Genomic DNA, 16,823 nt, shown 5'->3' on the forward strand with positions numbered 1-16,823 from the left:
GGCGGCCCGTTGCAGCTTCGTCGCAACGGGCATGCCGATCGGCAGGTCGGAGGCGAGGAAGACGGCGGCAAGCCCGCTTGCCGCGAGGGTCCAGGTCAGCATCGCCTGGGTCGACGTCATGCGCAGCGTGCCGAAGGCAAAGATCAGGAACAGCACGCTGATGAAGGCGATGCCGATTGTCGGCACCGACAGCAGGAACACGAATTGCAGCGCCATATGCGCCGAGATCTGGAAGACGGTGAGATAGTGGTCGGTGAACCTGTCTCCGACGCCGGCTTCCGACAGCACGGTGAACGTGCCGATGATCAGGAGGCCACCGACCCAGAACAGCGAGGCGATATCGAGCGAGATCGCGCCGTCATAGGCGTAGAGCAGCAGGACCGAGGCGCCGAGCGAATAGCTCGCGACCTGGCCGATATACATCTGGCGGCGCTGCCGGGCCCGCCGCGCCAGCATCTCGGGCGCAGCCGCCGCGGGCGTGAGGACGAGATCCGCGACCTCAGCGGCATTCCTCTCCGGAAAGGACGTCGCGGCCGTGTTCATGGTCCCGCCAATGGTGGATGTCAGCCCAAAAATCTACGTGGCAAGCCTTTAGGTTTGGTATCCTTCGAAATCGAATCCGAACTGTGCAGCGCAGAACAGGATGATATTGGCCGGTGAGGGGAATTTGCCGGCGATTAGGCATCGTTTGCGATGCGGTCGAGCCAAAGCAGGGCTTCGTGAGACATACGTCGTGCAGGACTGCTATGGAACCGGACTTGGTCGGCCCGCTCGTGCGGGGCAGGCACTCCGCAGGAAAGTGTTTCAGTATTATGTTACCGATCTGGATCGAAGCGGCCAACTGCCACGCGTGGGACAGGAAAAATGCGCGTATGTGGGGTAGATCACACAAGCCCCCGTATCACTGCGGTAAGTTGAAGAATTTCGCGCCTCCCGTCGAACCGTCCGCCGTACCGACCCGACCAACCTTGCGAGACGGGCATTGAGCGTGACACAGGCGGCTTCGGACGAGGTCCTGATCGCCAGGATCGCTCAGGGTGACCGGCTCGCCATGCAGGTGCTGTACGGGCGGCACCACGTCAGGGTTTACCGGTTCGGGCTGAGGCTCGTGCGGGACGAGCAGGCGGCGGAAGACCTCATCAGCGAGGTATTTCTCGACGTCTGGCGTCAAGCCGGCAAGTTCGAGGGTCGATCCGCCGTTTCCACCTGGCTGCTGGCAATCACCCGATTCAAGGCCCTCTCGGCGCTCCGGCGCAGGAAGGACGTCGGGTTGGACGACGAGGCTGCCAATGCGATCGAGGATTCGTCTGACGATCCGGAAATCGCGGTGCAGAAGAAGGATACGAGTGAAGCGTTGCGGGAGTGTCTGACGGGCCTCTCGCCGGACCATCGGGAAATCGTCGATCTCGTCTACTACCACGAGAAATCCGTGGAAGAAGTCGCCGAAATCGTCGGCATTCCGGAGAACACCGTGAAGACGCGCCTCTTCTATGCGCGCAAGAAACTGGCCGAACTGCTGAAGGCAGCCGGCGTTGAGCGAGGCTGGCCATGATGGCATTGAGCAAGAAGATGCTGGAGCAAGAGCCCAGTGAGATTGAACTGCTGCTGCCCTGGCACGCCGCCGGCACGCTGAACGCGCGCGACGCCCGCCGCGTCGAGGACGCGCTGGCGCAGGATCCGGCGCTTGCGAAGCAATATGCCGCGATCCGCGGCGAGTACGAAGAGACCATCCATCTGAACGAGAGCCTGGGTGCTCCGTCGGCGCGCGCGATGCAGAAGCTGTTCGCTGCGATCGACGCCGAGCCTGCGCGGCCGGTCGGCTCGCTGCCGCTGTCGGCGCGCATTGCGACCTTCTTCTCGAGCCTGTCACCGCGCACGCTGGCCTGGTCGGCGAGCCTCGGCGCCGTCGCGCTGCTGCTGCAAGCCGGCATCATCGGCGCGGTGCTGATGAAGACCCAGCCCACGACCTTCCAGACCGCCTCGCTTTCGACCAGCGCCCCGATCACGCGCGAACTCGGTGCGTCCGCTGCACCTTCGCGTGCTCTGGTGCGCTTCACGCCCGAGGCGCGCGTCGCCGACATCACCGTATTGCTCGACAGCTACCAGGCTTCGATCATCGGCGATGCCAAGGGTGGCATGTTCCGTCTTCAGTTCGACAGGGCGATGAGCCAGGACGAGCTCGCCTCGCTGCTCGGCAGGATGTCGCGCGAAAAGTTCGTCAACCTCGCCGTCGCGGCGCCGTAAGGCGCCGCCGCACCGATGACACGCAAGGTGGAGAGCAAGGTACGAGCCGGGGCCTACACGTCCTCGGTCGGAGCCGCGCTGCTGCTCGCCGCCTGTCTGGGCGTCGAGGTCGCGCAGGCCCAGGCGATCATGCGCACGCCGACGATCAGCGTCCCCTCGCGCACGCCGACCATTTCTCCCAGCATCGCCGCGCGCGTCAGCCCCAGTGTTGGCGCGCGGGCTGTGGGCGTCGCCCCTGGCCCGCGGGCTATCCCTGCCATCCCGCATACCATCACGGCGCGGACGGGCCCGACACCGGTGCTGCCCTATGCGCGCTATTCGCCGAACCTCTATCCTTCCTGCACCGCGCCCTATCGCGACGCCGCCGGCGAATGCCTGGCGCAGCCGGGCGCAGGCGGTGACGGGGCGGGCAAATCGGGCAGGAAGAGCGCAGGGAAGGGGCGCGGCAACAACACGCCGGTTGCGGTGAATCAGCGTATCTTCGCCAATGAATTCGTCGCCGAGATCGACGGCGGGTTGTCGGATGCCGACGCCGACGCGCTTGCACGTCGCCATGGGCTGACACGCGTCGCATCGGAGAACTTCCCGCTGATCGGGGCGACGTTCGGCCTGTTCCGCATCGCCGACGGCCGGCCTGCCGAAACGGTACGGCGCGAATTCGCAGCCGACGGCAGCGTGCGCTCGGTCCAGCCGAACTTCCGCTACGTGCTCCAGGACCAGAAGTCGGTGACGCCGACCGAGGGCGATCCGGCGCAATATGCACTCGCAAAGCTGCGCCTGCCGCAGGCGCACGCGCTGGCGCACGGCGCCAATGTGACGGTTGCCGTGATCGATTCCGGCATCGACGCCAGGCATCCCGAGCTCACCAATTCCATCGCCGACAATTTCGACGCGCTCGGCAGCGCCGAGGGCCCGCACGTCCACGGCACCGGCATCGCCGGCGCCATCGTCGCGCATGCCAAGCTGATGGGCAGCGCGCCCGAGGCGCGCATCATCGCGATCCGCGCCTTCGGCGGCACCACGGGCGGCGCCGAGAGCTCGTCCTATATCATCCTGCGCTCGCTGAACTACGCCGCCGAGCACGGCGCCCAGATCGTCAATATGAGCTTTGCCGGCCCGAAGGACGCGGTGATCGAGCGCGCCATCGCCGCGACCGCCGCACGCGGCCTCGTGCTGATCGCGGCCGCCGGCAATGCCGGCGCGAAATCGCCGCCGCTCTATCCCGCCGCCAATCCCAACGTGATCGCGGTCAGCGCGACCGACCAGCAGGACAAGTTGTTCACCGCCTCCAACCGCGGCAATCACATCGCGCTGGCGGCGCCCGGCGTCGACATCTTCCTGCCGGCGCCCGACGGCAAGTACCAGATGACATCGGGAACCTCGTTCTCGGCGGCCTATGTCTCCGGCGTCGCGGCGCTGCTGCTCGAGCGCAATTACGCGCTCAAGCCGGAGGCGCTGCGCATGACGCTGGCGAAGACCGCGCGCGATCTCGGCTCACCCGGGCGTGATGATCTGTTCGGCGACGGCGAGGCCGATGCGTTTGCCGCGGTCATGGCTGTTCCGGCGGATAGCGCGACGCCCGTTGCCGCCGCGTCCGGTACAACTAAACGTGAAGACATCGAGAAGCGTCGCGACGAGCCTGGAATCCGCGCTCTGCAACAACCCTCGTTGTCGAGCGCAGGCGATAAATCCACGGTTTCTCAGGCGGATAAGCCGGCGACGCGATAGCGGCTGCGACAGGATCGCGCGCGTTGCGAAAGTTAAAAAATCGAACGCCGCGTTGAACGTTCAGCCCGCTGCCACGACCAAATTATGTGGGAGCGGTCATCCCTCCCCATCAGTCATATCAGGCGCGAGCGCCCATCCACCCCAAGCGCCCATATGGCTCGACCCGTCCGGTTGTCCCCCCGGACGGGTCTTTTCTTTTTGGGCATCCGATTCCTTGAAGCCTCGTCTGGCATCAGCTTGCGGTTGAGCGATCGCGGCCGCGCGCATTGCCGACGTCGTCAGGTGCGCCGCAAGTCCGTCATGCTTGTGCGAAGCTTGACTCGAAAACACAGCAAATCTCCGCACGACTACGGTGTTTCGCGACGAACGGGGCGTCGTTGCTGGACAAGTCAAAACTTTTCCACAAAATATTCATGTCGCGTCTAAATTGATTCGTGTGCGTTGCGTCCCCGCGTCCGTATTTTTCTCCTGACGGGCTGGTTCATGACTCTTCGCCAAGGCACGGCTGGTAGCCGCGACATCGCGGCGCGCTGGTGCGCTCTCGCCGAACAACGGCTGGAACATCTCTCCGAAATGTTCGAGACCGGACGCTGGCGCCGCTATCACTCCGAGATCGCGTTCCTCGAAAACATCCAGGAAGCCAAGCGCGCGGTCCAGACCTGGCGCGCCATCGCCACTGGCGGGGACGTCGCCGCAGCGGCCGCGAGCGTCTCCCCCGCATTCGGCTGGTCGCCGGCGACCCTGTCGCGCCTGGCGCCGCGGGAGCAGGCGCAGGCTGTGCAGCCGAAGATGTTGCAGTCGAACAGCTTGCAGCCCCAAACCATGCAGCCAAAAGCCGTGCACATCGTGCCCGAAACCGCCGTGCCGGTCAGGCTCGAGCCCAAGCCGGATGTGCTGGCAGAGGTGACCGAAGCTCCGCTCGCGCCGCTTGCCCCGACTGTACCGCCTGCGACGCCTGCCGTGGTCGCCTCGTTCACGGCGCCTGCTGCTGTCCCGCCGCTCAAGGCCCCGGCTGCGAAGGCGCCGCCCACCGTGCCTGCCGTGAGGCCGCCGGTCGCCGCCTCTGCCGCAATGGCGCCGTCCAGCGCGCCTGTCGTCAGGCCGCCACAGGCCATGCCTGCCGCGATGGCAGCGCTCCTGCCGCAATTCGCCCCGCCGGCCGCCGAAATCGTCGCAGCCCCCGAGCGCGTCGTCGAATTCACCTTCAGCCTCGACGGCCTCGAAGCGAAGTACCCGCTGCTGCGGAACGCGTTCTAGCGCCGCACCGCATTCCCGCCGATCACCAGTTGCGCAAAGCGCTGCGCGCCGTCGGCCGACAGGTCTGACGTCACGGCGCGGGCGTGATCGAGGCCGACCACGGCGCCGCGCGGGGTTTCGGAGATCATGTTGTTGTTGACCAGCGCGGTCCCGGCGCCCGGCACGACGGAGACGCCGATGCCGGCCAGCGCCTTGCGGATCACGTTGCCCGTGATGGCGACATCGCGCAGATATTTGCCCCAGCCGGCGACGATGCCGTAGGACGGCGCGTTCTCGATCACGTTGCCGGTCACCGATGTGTCGGCCTCGATGTAGATGCCGACGCCGGCATCGTCATCGGGCGCGGTGCCGATCGGCCGCTTCGGAATCAGGTTGCGGATGACGTTGCCCTGGACCACCGCGATGCGGCCGCCCTCGTTGAAATTGCAGACGGAAACGCCGACAGCGGCGCCATCGACAATGTTGTTGGCGATCACCGCTGCTTCGAACGCGAACTCGGAATAGAGCGCGACCTCGCGCACATCGCTGACGCTGTTGCCCGATATGTGGATGTTCGAGGCCGAATTGCCGCGCACCGCGGAGTAGTCGCAATTCCTGATGCGGTTGCCGCGCACGATCACGTTGCCGGCGCGGAAGGCGTTGATGGCATTGCCGTACTGCCCGGAGCCGCCGGGGCCGGCCTTGATATCCTCGATGCGGTTGTCGGCGACCAGCGTGCCGTCGTCGCCGATCGCGGTGCGCAGGATCTCGATGCCGTTGTCGTTGGTGCCGACGATCGTGTTGCGGGAGACGCTGAGGCCCCTGGCGTCGAACGAGACCACCGCCGTCACCGCGATGCCGGTAAAAATGTTGCCGGAGATGTCGCCGGCAACTTGCTCGAGCCAGATGCCGCTGCCGCCGGAGCCCGTGATCTCGCAATCGGTGATGCGGACGTCGCGTCCGCCGAGGATGTGGATGAGGCCGCGCCGCGTCGGCAGCGGGATGCCGCCACCGTCGAAGGTGATGCCGGTGAGGCCGATCGAGTCCGAACTATCGCTCTGGATCGCCGAGGCGCCGCCGGTGAAGACGAGTTTTGTCGCCCCGCGCACGCCGATCAATTGCGACCCGTTCGGCAGTCGCAGCAATCCGGCGCGATACATGCCGGGGGGCAGCGCCAGCGGCATCTGCGCCCGCGCCGCCTCGTCGATGGCGCGCTGAAGCGCGCGGGTCTGATCTTCGTTGCTGCCAGGGCGCACGCCATATTGGGTGGCATCGCGGCCGAGCAGCGACGTCAGCGGCGCCGCGCGCGCGGCGTCGGCCGGCATGGCGAGCGCGCCGGCAATTCCGGCGGTCGAGGCTCCGATGAGATGACGGCGATTGAGGTCCATGACGCGTCCTCCGACGGACGCGGGGGTCCGCAGGGATTAGGTAGCGCAGGGCGGCTGACGGCGCGGGGATTGTTCGCGGTAGGGTTAAATATTTACGCAACCGGGGTGCGTGTCTTCCTTGCCAATCCCACCAGTTCCATCAGCATGGCCTCGCTGGCATCCACCAACTCGTCCAGCGTAATCCGCGGCGCACCTTTGCGGCGTACGGCACCGCTGCGCGCGAGCAGGGGGATGTGGATGAACGCCGCAAGCTGCGGTCCGCCCGCCCTGACGTTCTCGATCGCACGCCAGCTCAGATAGTTGCAGAGATAGGCGCCGGCATCGCGCGAGGAACGCGCGTCGATGCCGGTGAGACGCGCGGCGCGCAGCAGTTTTGCCGTGTGCGGGCCGAACGTCATCGCGTCCGCATGACCGGCAATGCCGCGCTTGCTCGAGCGGGTATTGGCGGCATCGGGCCAGAGCATCGTGACCGCATTGCGCGCGCGGGTCTCGATGCGCAGATAGGACGTGCGGGAGGCGAGGCCGAACATCAGCATCGCGTCGGGCTTTTGCGCGGCGAGCACCTCGGGCAATTGCCGGTCCACCGCGGCATAGGTCACCGGGAAGATGTGGCTCGTGATCTCGACATCGTCGAGTGCCGGCCGGCGCAGTTGCGTCAGCCGCGCCACCAGCGGCTGGGTCGGATTGTAGGGCGCGCCGGGAAACGGCCCGAAGCCGGTGAGGAGAATGCGCAGCTTGTCGCTCATTGCAGCAACTCCAGAATCTGCTCGGCGGCGAGCGCCGGCGTGAGATGGCCTTCGGCGACCTCGGCCTCGATCTTCTTCACCTTCGAGCGCACCGACGCCTCGCTGCGCAGCCGCGCCAGCATGCGCTGCTCCAGCATCGACCACATCCATTTCACCTGCTGGTCGCGCCGCCGCGCGGTGAAATCGCCGGAGGCATTCATCGCCTTGCGGTGATCCAGAACTTTTTGCCAGAGATCGGCGATTCCGGTGCCGGCCAGCGCCGAATAGGTGACGACGGGCGGATGCCAGTGCTCGGACCGCGGTGCCAGAATATGCAGCGCGCCGCGATAGTCGGCGGCGGTGATGTTGGCGCGCTTGAGGTTGTCGCCGTCGGCCTTGTTGATGGCGATCATGTCGGCGAGCTCGACGAGGCCCTTCTTGATGCCCTGCAATTCGTCGCCGCCGCCAGGCAGCATCAGAGCGAGGAAGAAGTCGGTCATGTCGCAGACGGCGGTCTCGGATTGGCCGATGCCGACGGTCTCGACCAGCACGACGCCGAAGCCGGCGGCTTCACACAGCAGCATCGCCTCGCGCGTCTTGGCCGCGACGCCGCCCAGCGTGCCCGAGGACGGCGAGGGGCGGATGAAGGCATCGTCGGAGGCCGACAATTGTGCCATCCGCGTCTTGTCGCCCAGGATCGAGCCGCCGCTGCGTGCCGAGGACGGATCGACCGCGAGCACCGCGACCTTGTGGCCCTGCTCGATCAGATACGTCCCGAGCGCGTCGATGGTGGTGGATTTGCCGACACCGGGCGATCCCGTGATGCCGACGCGAAATGCCTTGCCGGTGTCGGGCAGCAGCATCTGCACCAGCTCCCGCGCCAGCGCCTGATGATCGCCGCGCCGGCTCTCCACCAGCGTGATGGCCCGGGCGAGGGCCGCGCGACTGCCGGAGCGCAGATCGCGGGCGAGGGATTTGATGTCCAGCGAGGCCTTCTTCTCAACCATGCCTTGCTCTACAACACCGTAGCGGGGCAGGCGAGGGCCACCGGGCCCCTATCACCTGCTTGTTGCCGCGGCCGCCTGCACCGGTTTCACCTTGCGCCAGACCCACACCATCACCGGCCAGAGCAGCGCGCCGATCGCCATGGCGGCGAGGATAGCGGCGACCGGGCGCTCGAAGAACGGCAGGATGCTGCCGTCCGACTTGATCAGCGAGGTGACGAAGGCCTGCTCGACCATGGTGCCCATGACGATGCCGAGCACCATCGCGGCGACGGGATAACCGTTCGCCTCCATCACGTAGCCGATCACGCCGAAGGCGGCGACGGTGACGACGCCGAACATGTTGTTGCCGATCGCGAACGAGCCGACCGCGCAGCACAGCATGATGATCGGCATGATGGCCGAGCGCGGCGCCAGCAGGATGTAGGCGGCGACCCGGATCATGGCGATGCCGAGCGGGATCATCAAAATGTTCGCGATGATGAACATCAGGTAGATCGCATACATGCTCGACGCCTTCTCGGTGAACAGCGTCGGGCCCGGATTGAGGCCCTTCATGTAGAGCACGCCGATCGCGATCGCCGCGATGGTGTCGCCGGGGATGCCGAACAGCAGCGAGGGCACCCAGCCCGAGGCGATGCTGGCATTGTTGCTGGCGCCGGCCTCGACCAGGCCCTCGACATGGCCGGTGCCGAACTTTTCCGGCTCCTTGGAGAAGCGCTTCGACATCGCGTAGGAGACCCAGGCGGCCATGTCGGCACCGGCGCCGGGCAGCACGCCAATGATGATGCCGACGATGTTCCCGCGCGTCATCTGCCAATGGTACTTCTTGGTGAGCTTCCACTGGCCGGCCATGATGCTTCCGAATTTTCGGCGAGGCAGCGGCGGCGGCTCCGGCGTCAGCATCGCGCGCATCACCTGCGCCACCGCGAACACGCCGACCAGCGCCGGGATCGGCTCGATGCCGCCGAACAAATCGGTGAGGCCGAAGGTGAAGCGCGGCACCCCGCCGGGATTCTCGATGCCGATGCAGGAGACGAGGAGCCCGAGGAACATGCCCGCGATCGCCTTCACCGGCGAGGAGCGCGCGACCAGCGTGGCGCACATCAGGCCGAGCAGCGCCAGCCAGAAATATTCGAAGGTCGAGAACGACAGCGCGATTTCGGCGAGCGGCGGCGCCAGGATCATCAGCGACAGCACGCCGGCGATGCCGCCAACCGCCGAGAACCAGACGCCGGCCCCGAGCGCCAGCTCGGCCTGGCCCTTGCGCGTCATGGCATAGGCCTCGTCGGCATAGGCGGCGGAGGCGGGCGTGCCCGGAATGCGCAGCAGCGCGCCGGGGATGTCGCCGGAGAAGATCGCCATCGAGGAGGCCGCGACGATGGTCGCGATCGCCGCGATCGGCGACAGATAGAAGGTGACGGGGACCAGGAGTGCGGTGGCCATGGTCGCCGACAGGCCCGGCAGCGAGCCGATGACGAGGCCGTACACGGAGGCCGCGAACATCGCGATGATGACCTCCCAGGTGGAGATCAGGGCGAACGCTTCAACGAGGGTCTTGAGCATGGGATCACCAGGGCGTCGGCAGCAGGCCGGCGGGGAGCGGCACGCGCAGCAGCTTGCCGAAGATGAGGTGGATGGCGAACGGCGACAGTGCGGCGAGCGGCAGCGCCAGCTTCCACTTCGCTCCTAACGCGGTCGAGGTGACGTAGACCATGATCGCCGCGGTGATGATGAAGCCGAGCCTGTCGGCGGCGACCACATAGAACAGCAGCAACGCCGGCGGCAGCAGCGCGCGCAGGCCGTAGAGCCTGCCTTGCGATGGCGCTGCGGCTGCAGTCTGGCCGTCGTCCAGCGGGATCAGCTCTTCCTCCTCCTCGAAGGAATGGCCGATGCCGAACACGATCGCGAGCCCGCACAGCGCGAGGCCGGTGCCGATCACCAGCGGAAATACGTTGGGGCCGACCGGCTGCCCCGGCACCGGCGGCAACAGCCAGCCGCCATAGGCGGCGGCCGCGCCGAGCACAACGAGAAACGATCCCGTGACGGAGTCGGGAAGACGCATGGGAGAAGTCCTATGAACAAAGTTCTGCCTCGCGTGTAGCGGGGCTATCGAATATGCACTCCGTCATTGCGAGCGTAGCGAAGCAATCCAGAGTCGTTCCGCGGAGGGATTCTGGATTGCTTCGCTGCGCTCGCAATGACGATGTGGCAAGAGCTCAGTCCATCACGCCTTGCTCAGGCCGGCGGCCTTCATCGCTTCGCCCATCTGGGCGTCGCCCTTGTCCATGAAGCCGGCGAAATGACCGGCATCGCCCCACACCGTGCCGAAGCCGCGATTGCTCATGAAGTCCTTGAACTCGGCGGAGTCGTAGACCTTCTTCAGCGCCGCGGTGAGCTTCGTTGCGATGTCCGGCGGCAGGTTCTTCGGCGCGCCGATGCCGCGCCAGGCGCCGGTGGCGTAGTCGATACCCATCGCCTCCTTCAGCGTCGGCACGTCCTTGAAGATCGGGTTGCGCGCCGGCGCCATGATGGCGAGGCTCCGGGCCTTGCCGGCCTCGATGATGGCGCGCGCTTCCGGCACCGAGCACGTCGTGAGATCGAGGCCGCCGGCGGCGAGATCCTGCATCGCAGGCGCCGCGCCGTTCGACGGCACCCAGGCGACCTGGTTGGCGGGCAGGCCCATCGCCTGCATCCAGCCGACCAAAGCGAGATGCCAGATGCCGCCCTGGCCGGTGCCCGACGCCTTGAACTTGCCGGGAGGCGCCGCCTTGATCGCCTCGGCGAGCTCCTTCACCGTCTTGTAGGGCGAGGAGGAAGAGACCTGGATGCCCGGCGGATCCTCGTTCATCAGCGCCAGCGGCGTGTAGCTCTTCGGCGTCAGCTCGGTGAGGCCCTGCCAGTGCATCATCGAGATTTCGACCGTGAGCATGCCGATGGTGTAGCCGTCGGGCTGGGCGGTCGCGATCGCGCTATGACCGACCACGCCGGAGCCGCCGGTGCGGTTGACGACGTTGAAGGGCTGACCCAGATCCTTTTCCAGAAGGGCTGCGACAATGCGCGCAGTCGCGTCGGTGCCGCCGCCGGCGCCCCAGGGCACGATCACGGTGACGGGTCGCGCCGGATAGGCCTGTGCGCGTGCGGGCGCGAGACCGAATGCGGCGGATGCGGCAATCGCAGCGGAAGAAGCCGCAAAGCTGCGGCGCGAAATCTTGGACATGAATGCCTCCCAGCGGCGCCCGTGACACCGGGCGCTCTTGTCGATGGCGGCATTCTAGTCGGCTTTGCGAGCTTGCTGCAAGGTAGCGCTACCAGCGCGCTGTGAGCAATGTGTCGCTGCTCAAACCTTGATCACGGCTCGTCCGCATCGCCCTTTGGCCGCGCGCCGCCGAAGATGCGCGTGCCTTCCGAGGTGAGGTAGGGCTTGAGCGTCTCCCAGGGCACGAAGGCGACATACTCGCCCTCGGCGTAGGGGCCGACCGCATAAGGCGGATAGTGGAAGGTGAGGCCGGAGCTCTTGCCGGCTTCGGTCGACGGGGCGAGCGTTACGGCACCGATCTTGAGCAGGCTCGGCTCGACGCTCTTGAACCATTCGTCGGTCGCGGTCTCGCTGGTGTCGCGCTTCTTCTTCTCAGCCTTGAGCGAGGCGATGACGGCCTTCACCATCGCCTTCATGGTCGGGCCCTTGTCGGCTGTCTCGGTGAGGAACGCGCGGATCGAGATGCGCTTGTTCGATGTCTTGTCCCACAGGATCGTGTTCACGTCCGAATTGGGATGGGCGCCGTGGGTGTCCATGTAGTCGTTGCGGAGGATGCTGACATAGCGGTCGGCAACGACAGAGCGGATCGTGTATTTGCGCTCGAAATCCCAGCCGCCGTCCTTGAAGAACTGCGGGTCCTGCTTGCGCGAGGCTGCGGCCTCCGCTGCGTTCTTGTCGAGCCACTTCCTGCCTTCGGCGAGGCAATCCGCCGCCAGCGCCGCGTCTGCCTTGATCTTTTCGTCGAGGAAGATGCGGGCCTCGATGCTCTTGGTCTTGACGACGGCGTCGGGTTTTGGGTCGGCGGCAAGAGGGGGCGATGCGGACTTTGTATTCGCAGCGAGTTCGCGCATCTCCGGACGCAGCAGCGGGGCGACGTCCTCGGCGCTGAGCGACCATTTGTAGACCTGAGCATGTGTCCCCACCGCTCGCCGCCGCGAGATATAAAGATCGAGCGAGCGTATCTTGCCGCCGTTGTCCGTGGCGAAACCGAGGGAGGTGCTATCGGCAAGAGATTTGATGTTGAGGCCAGGTCCGCCGCCAAATCCGTAGTTGGCAAGGAAATCAGATAGGGGCAGGCAGTCCTCTGAATCTCGCGTTTGGGCACAATTGATGGCTTGAGGCCCGATCGCGGTATTCTGGTCCCGGTCCGCGAGTTTCGCGAGCCAGGGACCGCGGCCGGCCAGATCGAGAACCTCGTTGGGCTTGAGCAGCTTGTGGTCCGTCAAACGATAGAGGGAGACCATCTCGATTGAAGAGCAGTTGAATACGCACTGCGCGCCGCTCTCGAGGATCGCTGCGTATCGGCCGGTATCTCCGAGCAGCTCCAATTTTTCCTCGAAGTCGGAATGAGGAGATGACGTCGTGTTCTCCTTGCGTGCCTCTTCGATCGCACCCCTGGCCCACTCATCCGAAGACCGCACCTCTTCTTGCGCGTTATCGAGCCGCGCTTTCAGCAGGGGGACGAAACGCGCATCGGCGGCGATCCTGGGATCGACGAAAAGGCGATGCTCTGAATGTTCTCCCTTGACGGCGTGCCACAGCGGCACGTCGGCGAAGCTTGGGGTCGGCAGGAAAGCGAGCGCTGCGATGGCGGCGATGCGGAGCACGACGTTACTCCGCCGCCTCGCTATGCCCGAGCCGCGCATTCAGCTTGCGGATCAGCTCCTCCGCCGCTTCCGCGATCACCGTGCCCGGCGGGAAGATCGCCTCTGCCCCGGCCGCATAGAGCGCGTCGTAATCCTGCGGCGGCACCACGCCGCCGACGATGATCATGATGTCCTCGCGGCCCTGCTTCTTCAGCGCGGCCTTCAATTCCGGCACCGCGGTGAGGTGGGCGGCGGCGAGCGAGGAGACGCCGAGGATGTGGACGTCGTTCTCGACGGCCTGCCGTGCGGCCTCGTCGGCGGTCGCGAACAGCGGCCCGATGTCGACGTCGAAGCCGATGTCGGCGAAGGCCGAGGCGATCACCTTCTGGCCGCGGTCGTGACCGTCCTGGCCGATCTTGGCGACCAGGATGCGCGGGCGGCGGCCCTCGGCTTCCTCGAAGGTATCGATCAGCGCCTGAACCTTCTCGACCTGGTTGCCCATGCTGGACGCCTCCCGCTTGTAGACGCCGGTGATGGACTTGATCTCGGCGCGGTGGCGGCCGAACACTTTCTCCATCGCGTCCGAAATTTCGCCGACGGTCGCCTTGGCCCGCGCCGCGTCGATGGCGAGCGCGAGCAGATTGCCGTTGCCTTCGCCGGCCGAGCGCGTGATCGCGGCGAGCGCGGCCTCGACGTCCTTCTGGTTGCGCTCCGACTTCAGCCGCGTCAGCTTGTCGATCTGCAGGCGCCGGACATTGGTGTTGTCGACCTTGAGGATATCAATCGGCGCCTCGTCCGTTGGCTTGTACTTGTTGACGCCGATCACCGCCTGCTTGCCGGCATCGATGCGGGCCTGCGTCTTCGCCGAGGCCTCCTCGATGCGCAGCTTCGGCACGCCCGCCTCGATGGCCTTGGCCATGCCGCCGAGCTCCTCGACCTCCTGGATGTGGCTCCAGGCTTTCGCGGCGAGATCGCGCGTGAGCCGCTCGACGTAATACGAGCCGCCCCAGGGATCGATGATGCGGGTGGTGCCGCTTTCCTGCTGGAGGAAGAGCTGGGTGTTGCGCGCGATGCGCGCCGAGAAATCGGTCGGCAGCGCCAGGGCTTCGTCGAGTGCGTTGGTATGCAGCGACTGGGTGTGGCCCTGCGTCGCCGCCATCGCCTCCACCGTCGTGCGCATCACATTGTTGAACACGTCCTGCGCGGTCAGCGACCAGCCCGAGGTCTGGCTGTGCGTGCGCAGCGACAGCGAGCGCGGGTCTTTCGGATTGAACGGCTTGAGCAGCTTCGCCCAGAGCAGGCGCGCGGCGCGCAGCTTGGCGACCTCCATGAAGAAGTTCATGCCGATCGCCCAGAAGAACGACAGGCGCGGCGCGAAGCGGTCGACGTCGAGGCCCGCGGCAAGTCCAGCCCGCAGATATTCGACGCCGTCGGCGAGCGTATAGGCGAGCTCGAGGTCCTGCGTCGCGCCGGCTTCCTGCATGTGATAGCCGGAGATCGAGATCGAATTGTACTTCGGCATCTTCTGCGAGGTATAGGCGAAGATGTCCGAGATGATCCGCATCGAGGGCGCGGGCGGATAGATGTAGGTGTTGCGCACCATGAACTCTTTCAGAATGTCGTTCTGAATGGTGCCCGACAGCTTTTCCGGCGCGACGCCCTGTTCGCCGGCAGCCGCGACATAGAGCGCGAGGATCGGCAGCACCGCGCCGTTCATGGTCATGGACACGCTCATCTGGTCGAGCGGGATGCCCGCGAACAGCGTGCGCATGTCGTAGATGGAATCGATGGCCACACCGGCCATGCCGACGTCGCCGCCGACACGCGGATGGTCGCTGTCATAGCCGCGATGGGTGGCGAGGTCGAAGGCGACCGAAAGGCCCTTCTGTCCGGCAGCCAGGTTGCGGCGGTAGAACGCGTTGGAATCCTCCGCCGTGGAGAAGCCGGCGTATTGCCGCACCGTCCAGGGCTGGTTGACATACATGGTCGGGTAGGGGCCGCGCAGGAATGGCGCGATGCCCGGATAGGTCTCGAGGAAATCGAGCCCGGCAAGATCGGCTTCGCCATAGGCGGGCTTCACCAGAATGCCCTCCGGCGTCAGCCACGGCTCGGCGCTGCCGGCTGGTGTGGCGGTAGCGGCGCGCTCGAAGGCGATGTCTGCGAAGTTGGGAATGCGGCTCATGGTTTCAACCATATCATAGGCGCTCAATCATGATCCGGATGCTGATGGCTGACGATCGTCGCCATCTTCTCCGGCCCGTAATTCTGTTGCGTGGTCTGGCTCGGCAGGTTGGAGATGCCGACCACCCAGCCGAGCCGCGACTCCGTTCCGTATTGCCTCGTCGGGACCAGCCGGTCCGGGCGGTCGAAGGCGCCGGTCATGATCTCGATCCGCTCGCCGTCGATGCGGCCGAAGCTCAGCGGCGTGCCGCAGGCCGCGCAATAGCTGCGATCGGCGATGGTGGAGGAGCGGAAGAACGACGGCTCACCCTTGGTCCAGGTAAAGTCAGTCCGGTTGATGTCGGCGAAGGAGGCGAACGGCGCGCCGCTCGCCTTCTGGCACATCCGGCAGTGGCAGATCGAGACCCGGTTCGGCGCGGCGCTCAGCGCAAAGCGGATCGCGCCGCATTGGCAGCCGCCGGTGAGAACGGGTTTGCTGGCCTCGGTCATGCCTGCTCCATCCGAACGTAAGCATCCTGCAACGTGGCAAGCGCATCGCCGCCGGCAAACACAAAACCCGTGACGCCGGCCGCACGGAGTGCCGCCTCGGCCTCGGCTGGGCGGCCTGCCAGATAGATATGGCTGCTGCCTGCGGTTTGCAGGGCCTTCGCTGCGGCTTCGGCGTGTTCCGCATAGGCCTTGTCGCTGGAACAAAGGCAGGCAAGCTCGGCGCCGGAGGCCTTGAACGCGGCCGCCAGCTCGGCCGGGTCGGCAAAGCCCTCGCTGTCCACGGCCTGGATGCCGCCGGCCTCGAAGAAGCTTTTTGCGAAGGTCGCGCGCGCGGTGAAATCGGCGGGCGTGCCTAGATTGGCCAGGAACACGCTCGGCCGCTTGCCGCGGGCCTTCAGCGCCGCATCGGATTGGTCGCGCAGCGCCTCGAACGGTTGCGCCAGCCGGATCGGCGGCAGCGCGTCGAACTTGTATTTTTGCTCGCCGTAAGGCGCGAGTGCGACCGGCGTCGCGGTCAGCACCGCCGTCTCGCGCTCATGCAGGTTCGGAAATTCGCTGGCGCCGGTCAGCACGTCGCGGCGTTTTGCGATGTTGGCGTCGCGTGCTTTGCGCGCCGCGACCACCTTGCTCTGGAACAGGCCCTGCTGAAGCGCGGCGAAGGCGCCGCCGGCTTTCTCGCTGTCCTGGAACAGCGCCCAGGCTGCCTCGCAGAGCTGCGTGGTCAGCGTCTCGATGCCGCCTGCGCCGGCGGCGGGATCACTGACCTTGGCGAGGTTGCTTTCTTCCAGCAGCAGAAGCTGCGTGTTGCGCGCCACGCGCCGCGCGAATGGATCGGGTAGCCCGAGCGCCAGCGTATGCGGCAGCACGGTGATGGCATTGGCGCCGGCAAGGCCCGCCGCGAATGTCGCGATGGTCGCGCGCAGCATGTTCACATAGGGGTCGCGCTGCGTCAGCATGCGCCAGGCCGTATCGGCGGCAATGAA

At 66.1% G+C, this 16,823-nt stretch carries 14 protein-coding genes and 1 pseudogene; 4 read left to right on the forward strand and 11 right to left on the reverse strand.

What is annotated here, in order from left to right:
* Nucleotides 1-543: pseudogene (locus tag PMI42_RS27075) on the reverse strand (GGDEF domain-containing protein); the annotation flags it as partial.
* 439 nt (nt 544-982) lie between these two features.
* Here PMI42_RS27075 and PMI42_RS27080 point away from each other — a divergent pair.
* The 4 genes from PMI42_RS27080 to PMI42_RS27095 all read left to right on the forward strand — a co-directional run bounded on the left by PMI42_RS27080 (nt 983) and on the right by PMI42_RS27095 (nt 5,229).
* Complete coding sequence (locus PMI42_RS27080) at nt 983-1,552, forward strand: sigma-70 family RNA polymerase sigma factor (RefSeq protein WP_008140099.1); 570 nt, start codon at nt 983-985, stop codon at nt 1,550-1,552.
* Nucleotides 1,549-2,244: a hypothetical protein gene (locus tag PMI42_RS27085; RefSeq protein WP_008140102.1), complete on the forward strand. Its 696-nt coding sequence runs from the start codon at nt 1,549-1,551 to the stop codon at nt 2,242-2,244. Before PMI42_RS27080 ends, PMI42_RS27085 begins: the two co-directional genes overlap by 4 nt.
* 15 nt (nt 2,245-2,259) lie before the next feature.
* Complete coding sequence (locus PMI42_RS27090) at nt 2,260-3,972, forward strand: S8 family serine peptidase (RefSeq protein WP_008140104.1); 1,713 nt, start codon at nt 2,260-2,262, stop codon at nt 3,970-3,972.
* 483 nt (nt 3,973-4,455) lie between these two features.
* On the forward strand, nt 4,456-5,229 hold the full coding sequence (locus PMI42_RS27095; protein ID WP_035966750.1) for a TIGR03809 family protein: 774 nt from the start codon (nt 4,456-4,458) through the stop codon (nt 5,227-5,229).
* Here the strand turns inward: PMI42_RS27095 and PMI42_RS27100 are convergent.
* The 10 genes from PMI42_RS27100 to PMI42_RS27145 form a co-directional block, all read right to left on the reverse strand.
* Nucleotides 5,226-6,596, reverse strand: a complete 1,371-nt coding sequence (locus PMI42_RS27100) for a TIGR03808 family TAT-translocated repetitive protein (protein WP_008140107.1) — start codon at nt 6,594-6,596, stop codon at nt 5,226-5,228. The genes PMI42_RS27095 and PMI42_RS27100 overlap by 4 nt on opposite strands.
* Nucleotides 6,597-6,688: 92 nt before the next feature.
* On the reverse strand, nt 6,689-7,342 hold the full coding sequence (locus tag PMI42_RS27105; protein WP_008140109.1) for a pyroglutamyl-peptidase I: 654 nt from the start codon (nt 7,340-7,342) through the stop codon (nt 6,689-6,691).
* Complete coding sequence (gene meaB / locus PMI42_RS27110; protein WP_008140111.1) at nt 7,339-8,328, reverse strand: methylmalonyl Co-A mutase-associated GTPase MeaB; 990 nt, start codon at nt 8,326-8,328, stop codon at nt 7,339-7,341. Before meaB ends, PMI42_RS27105 begins: the two co-directional genes overlap by 4 nt.
* Nucleotides 8,329-8,379: 51 nt before the next feature.
* Nucleotides 8,380-9,891: a tripartite tricarboxylate transporter permease gene (locus tag PMI42_RS27115; protein WP_008140113.1), complete on the reverse strand. Its 1,512-nt coding sequence runs from the start codon at nt 9,889-9,891 to the stop codon at nt 8,380-8,382.
* A 4-nt stretch (nt 9,892-9,895) separates the two neighbouring features.
* Nucleotides 9,896-10,390 (reverse strand): tripartite tricarboxylate transporter TctB family protein, encoded by a 495-nt coding sequence (locus tag PMI42_RS27120; RefSeq protein ID WP_008140115.1) that lies wholly within the window; start codon nt 10,388-10,390, stop codon nt 9,896-9,898.
* Between the two features lie 162 nt (nt 10,391-10,552).
* Nucleotides 10,553-11,545: a tripartite tricarboxylate transporter substrate binding protein gene (locus PMI42_RS27125; protein WP_008140117.1), complete on the reverse strand. Its 993-nt coding sequence runs from the start codon at nt 11,543-11,545 to the stop codon at nt 10,553-10,555.
* Nucleotides 11,546-11,676: 131 nt separating this feature from the next.
* Nucleotides 11,677-12,435: an RsiV family protein gene (locus PMI42_RS27130; RefSeq protein WP_035966751.1), complete on the reverse strand. Its 759-nt coding sequence runs from the start codon at nt 12,433-12,435 to the stop codon at nt 11,677-11,679.
* Nucleotides 12,436-13,195: 760 nt separating this feature from the next.
* Nucleotides 13,196-15,352 (reverse strand): methylmalonyl-CoA mutase, encoded by a 2,157-nt coding sequence (gene scpA, locus PMI42_RS27135; protein ID WP_035966752.1) that lies wholly within the window; start codon nt 15,350-15,352, stop codon nt 13,196-13,198.
* A gap of 23 nt (nt 15,353-15,375) precedes the next feature.
* Nucleotides 15,376-15,840 carry a GFA family protein gene (locus PMI42_RS27140; protein ID WP_008140122.1) on the reverse strand — a complete coding sequence of 155 codons (465 nt, stop codon included), beginning with the start codon at nt 15,838-15,840 and terminating at the stop codon, nt 15,376-15,378.
* Nucleotides 15,837-16,823, reverse strand: a 987-nt coding sequence (locus PMI42_RS27145) for a methylmalonyl-CoA mutase family protein (RefSeq protein ID WP_008140123.1), incomplete at its 5' end; no start/stop codon positions are given. The genes PMI42_RS27145 and PMI42_RS27140, both read right to left, overlap by 4 nt.

Source organism: Bradyrhizobium sp. YR681 (assembly GCF_000282615.1).
In the GTDB taxonomy this organism is placed as follows: Bacteria; Pseudomonadota; Alphaproteobacteria; order Rhizobiales; family Xanthobacteraceae; genus Bradyrhizobium.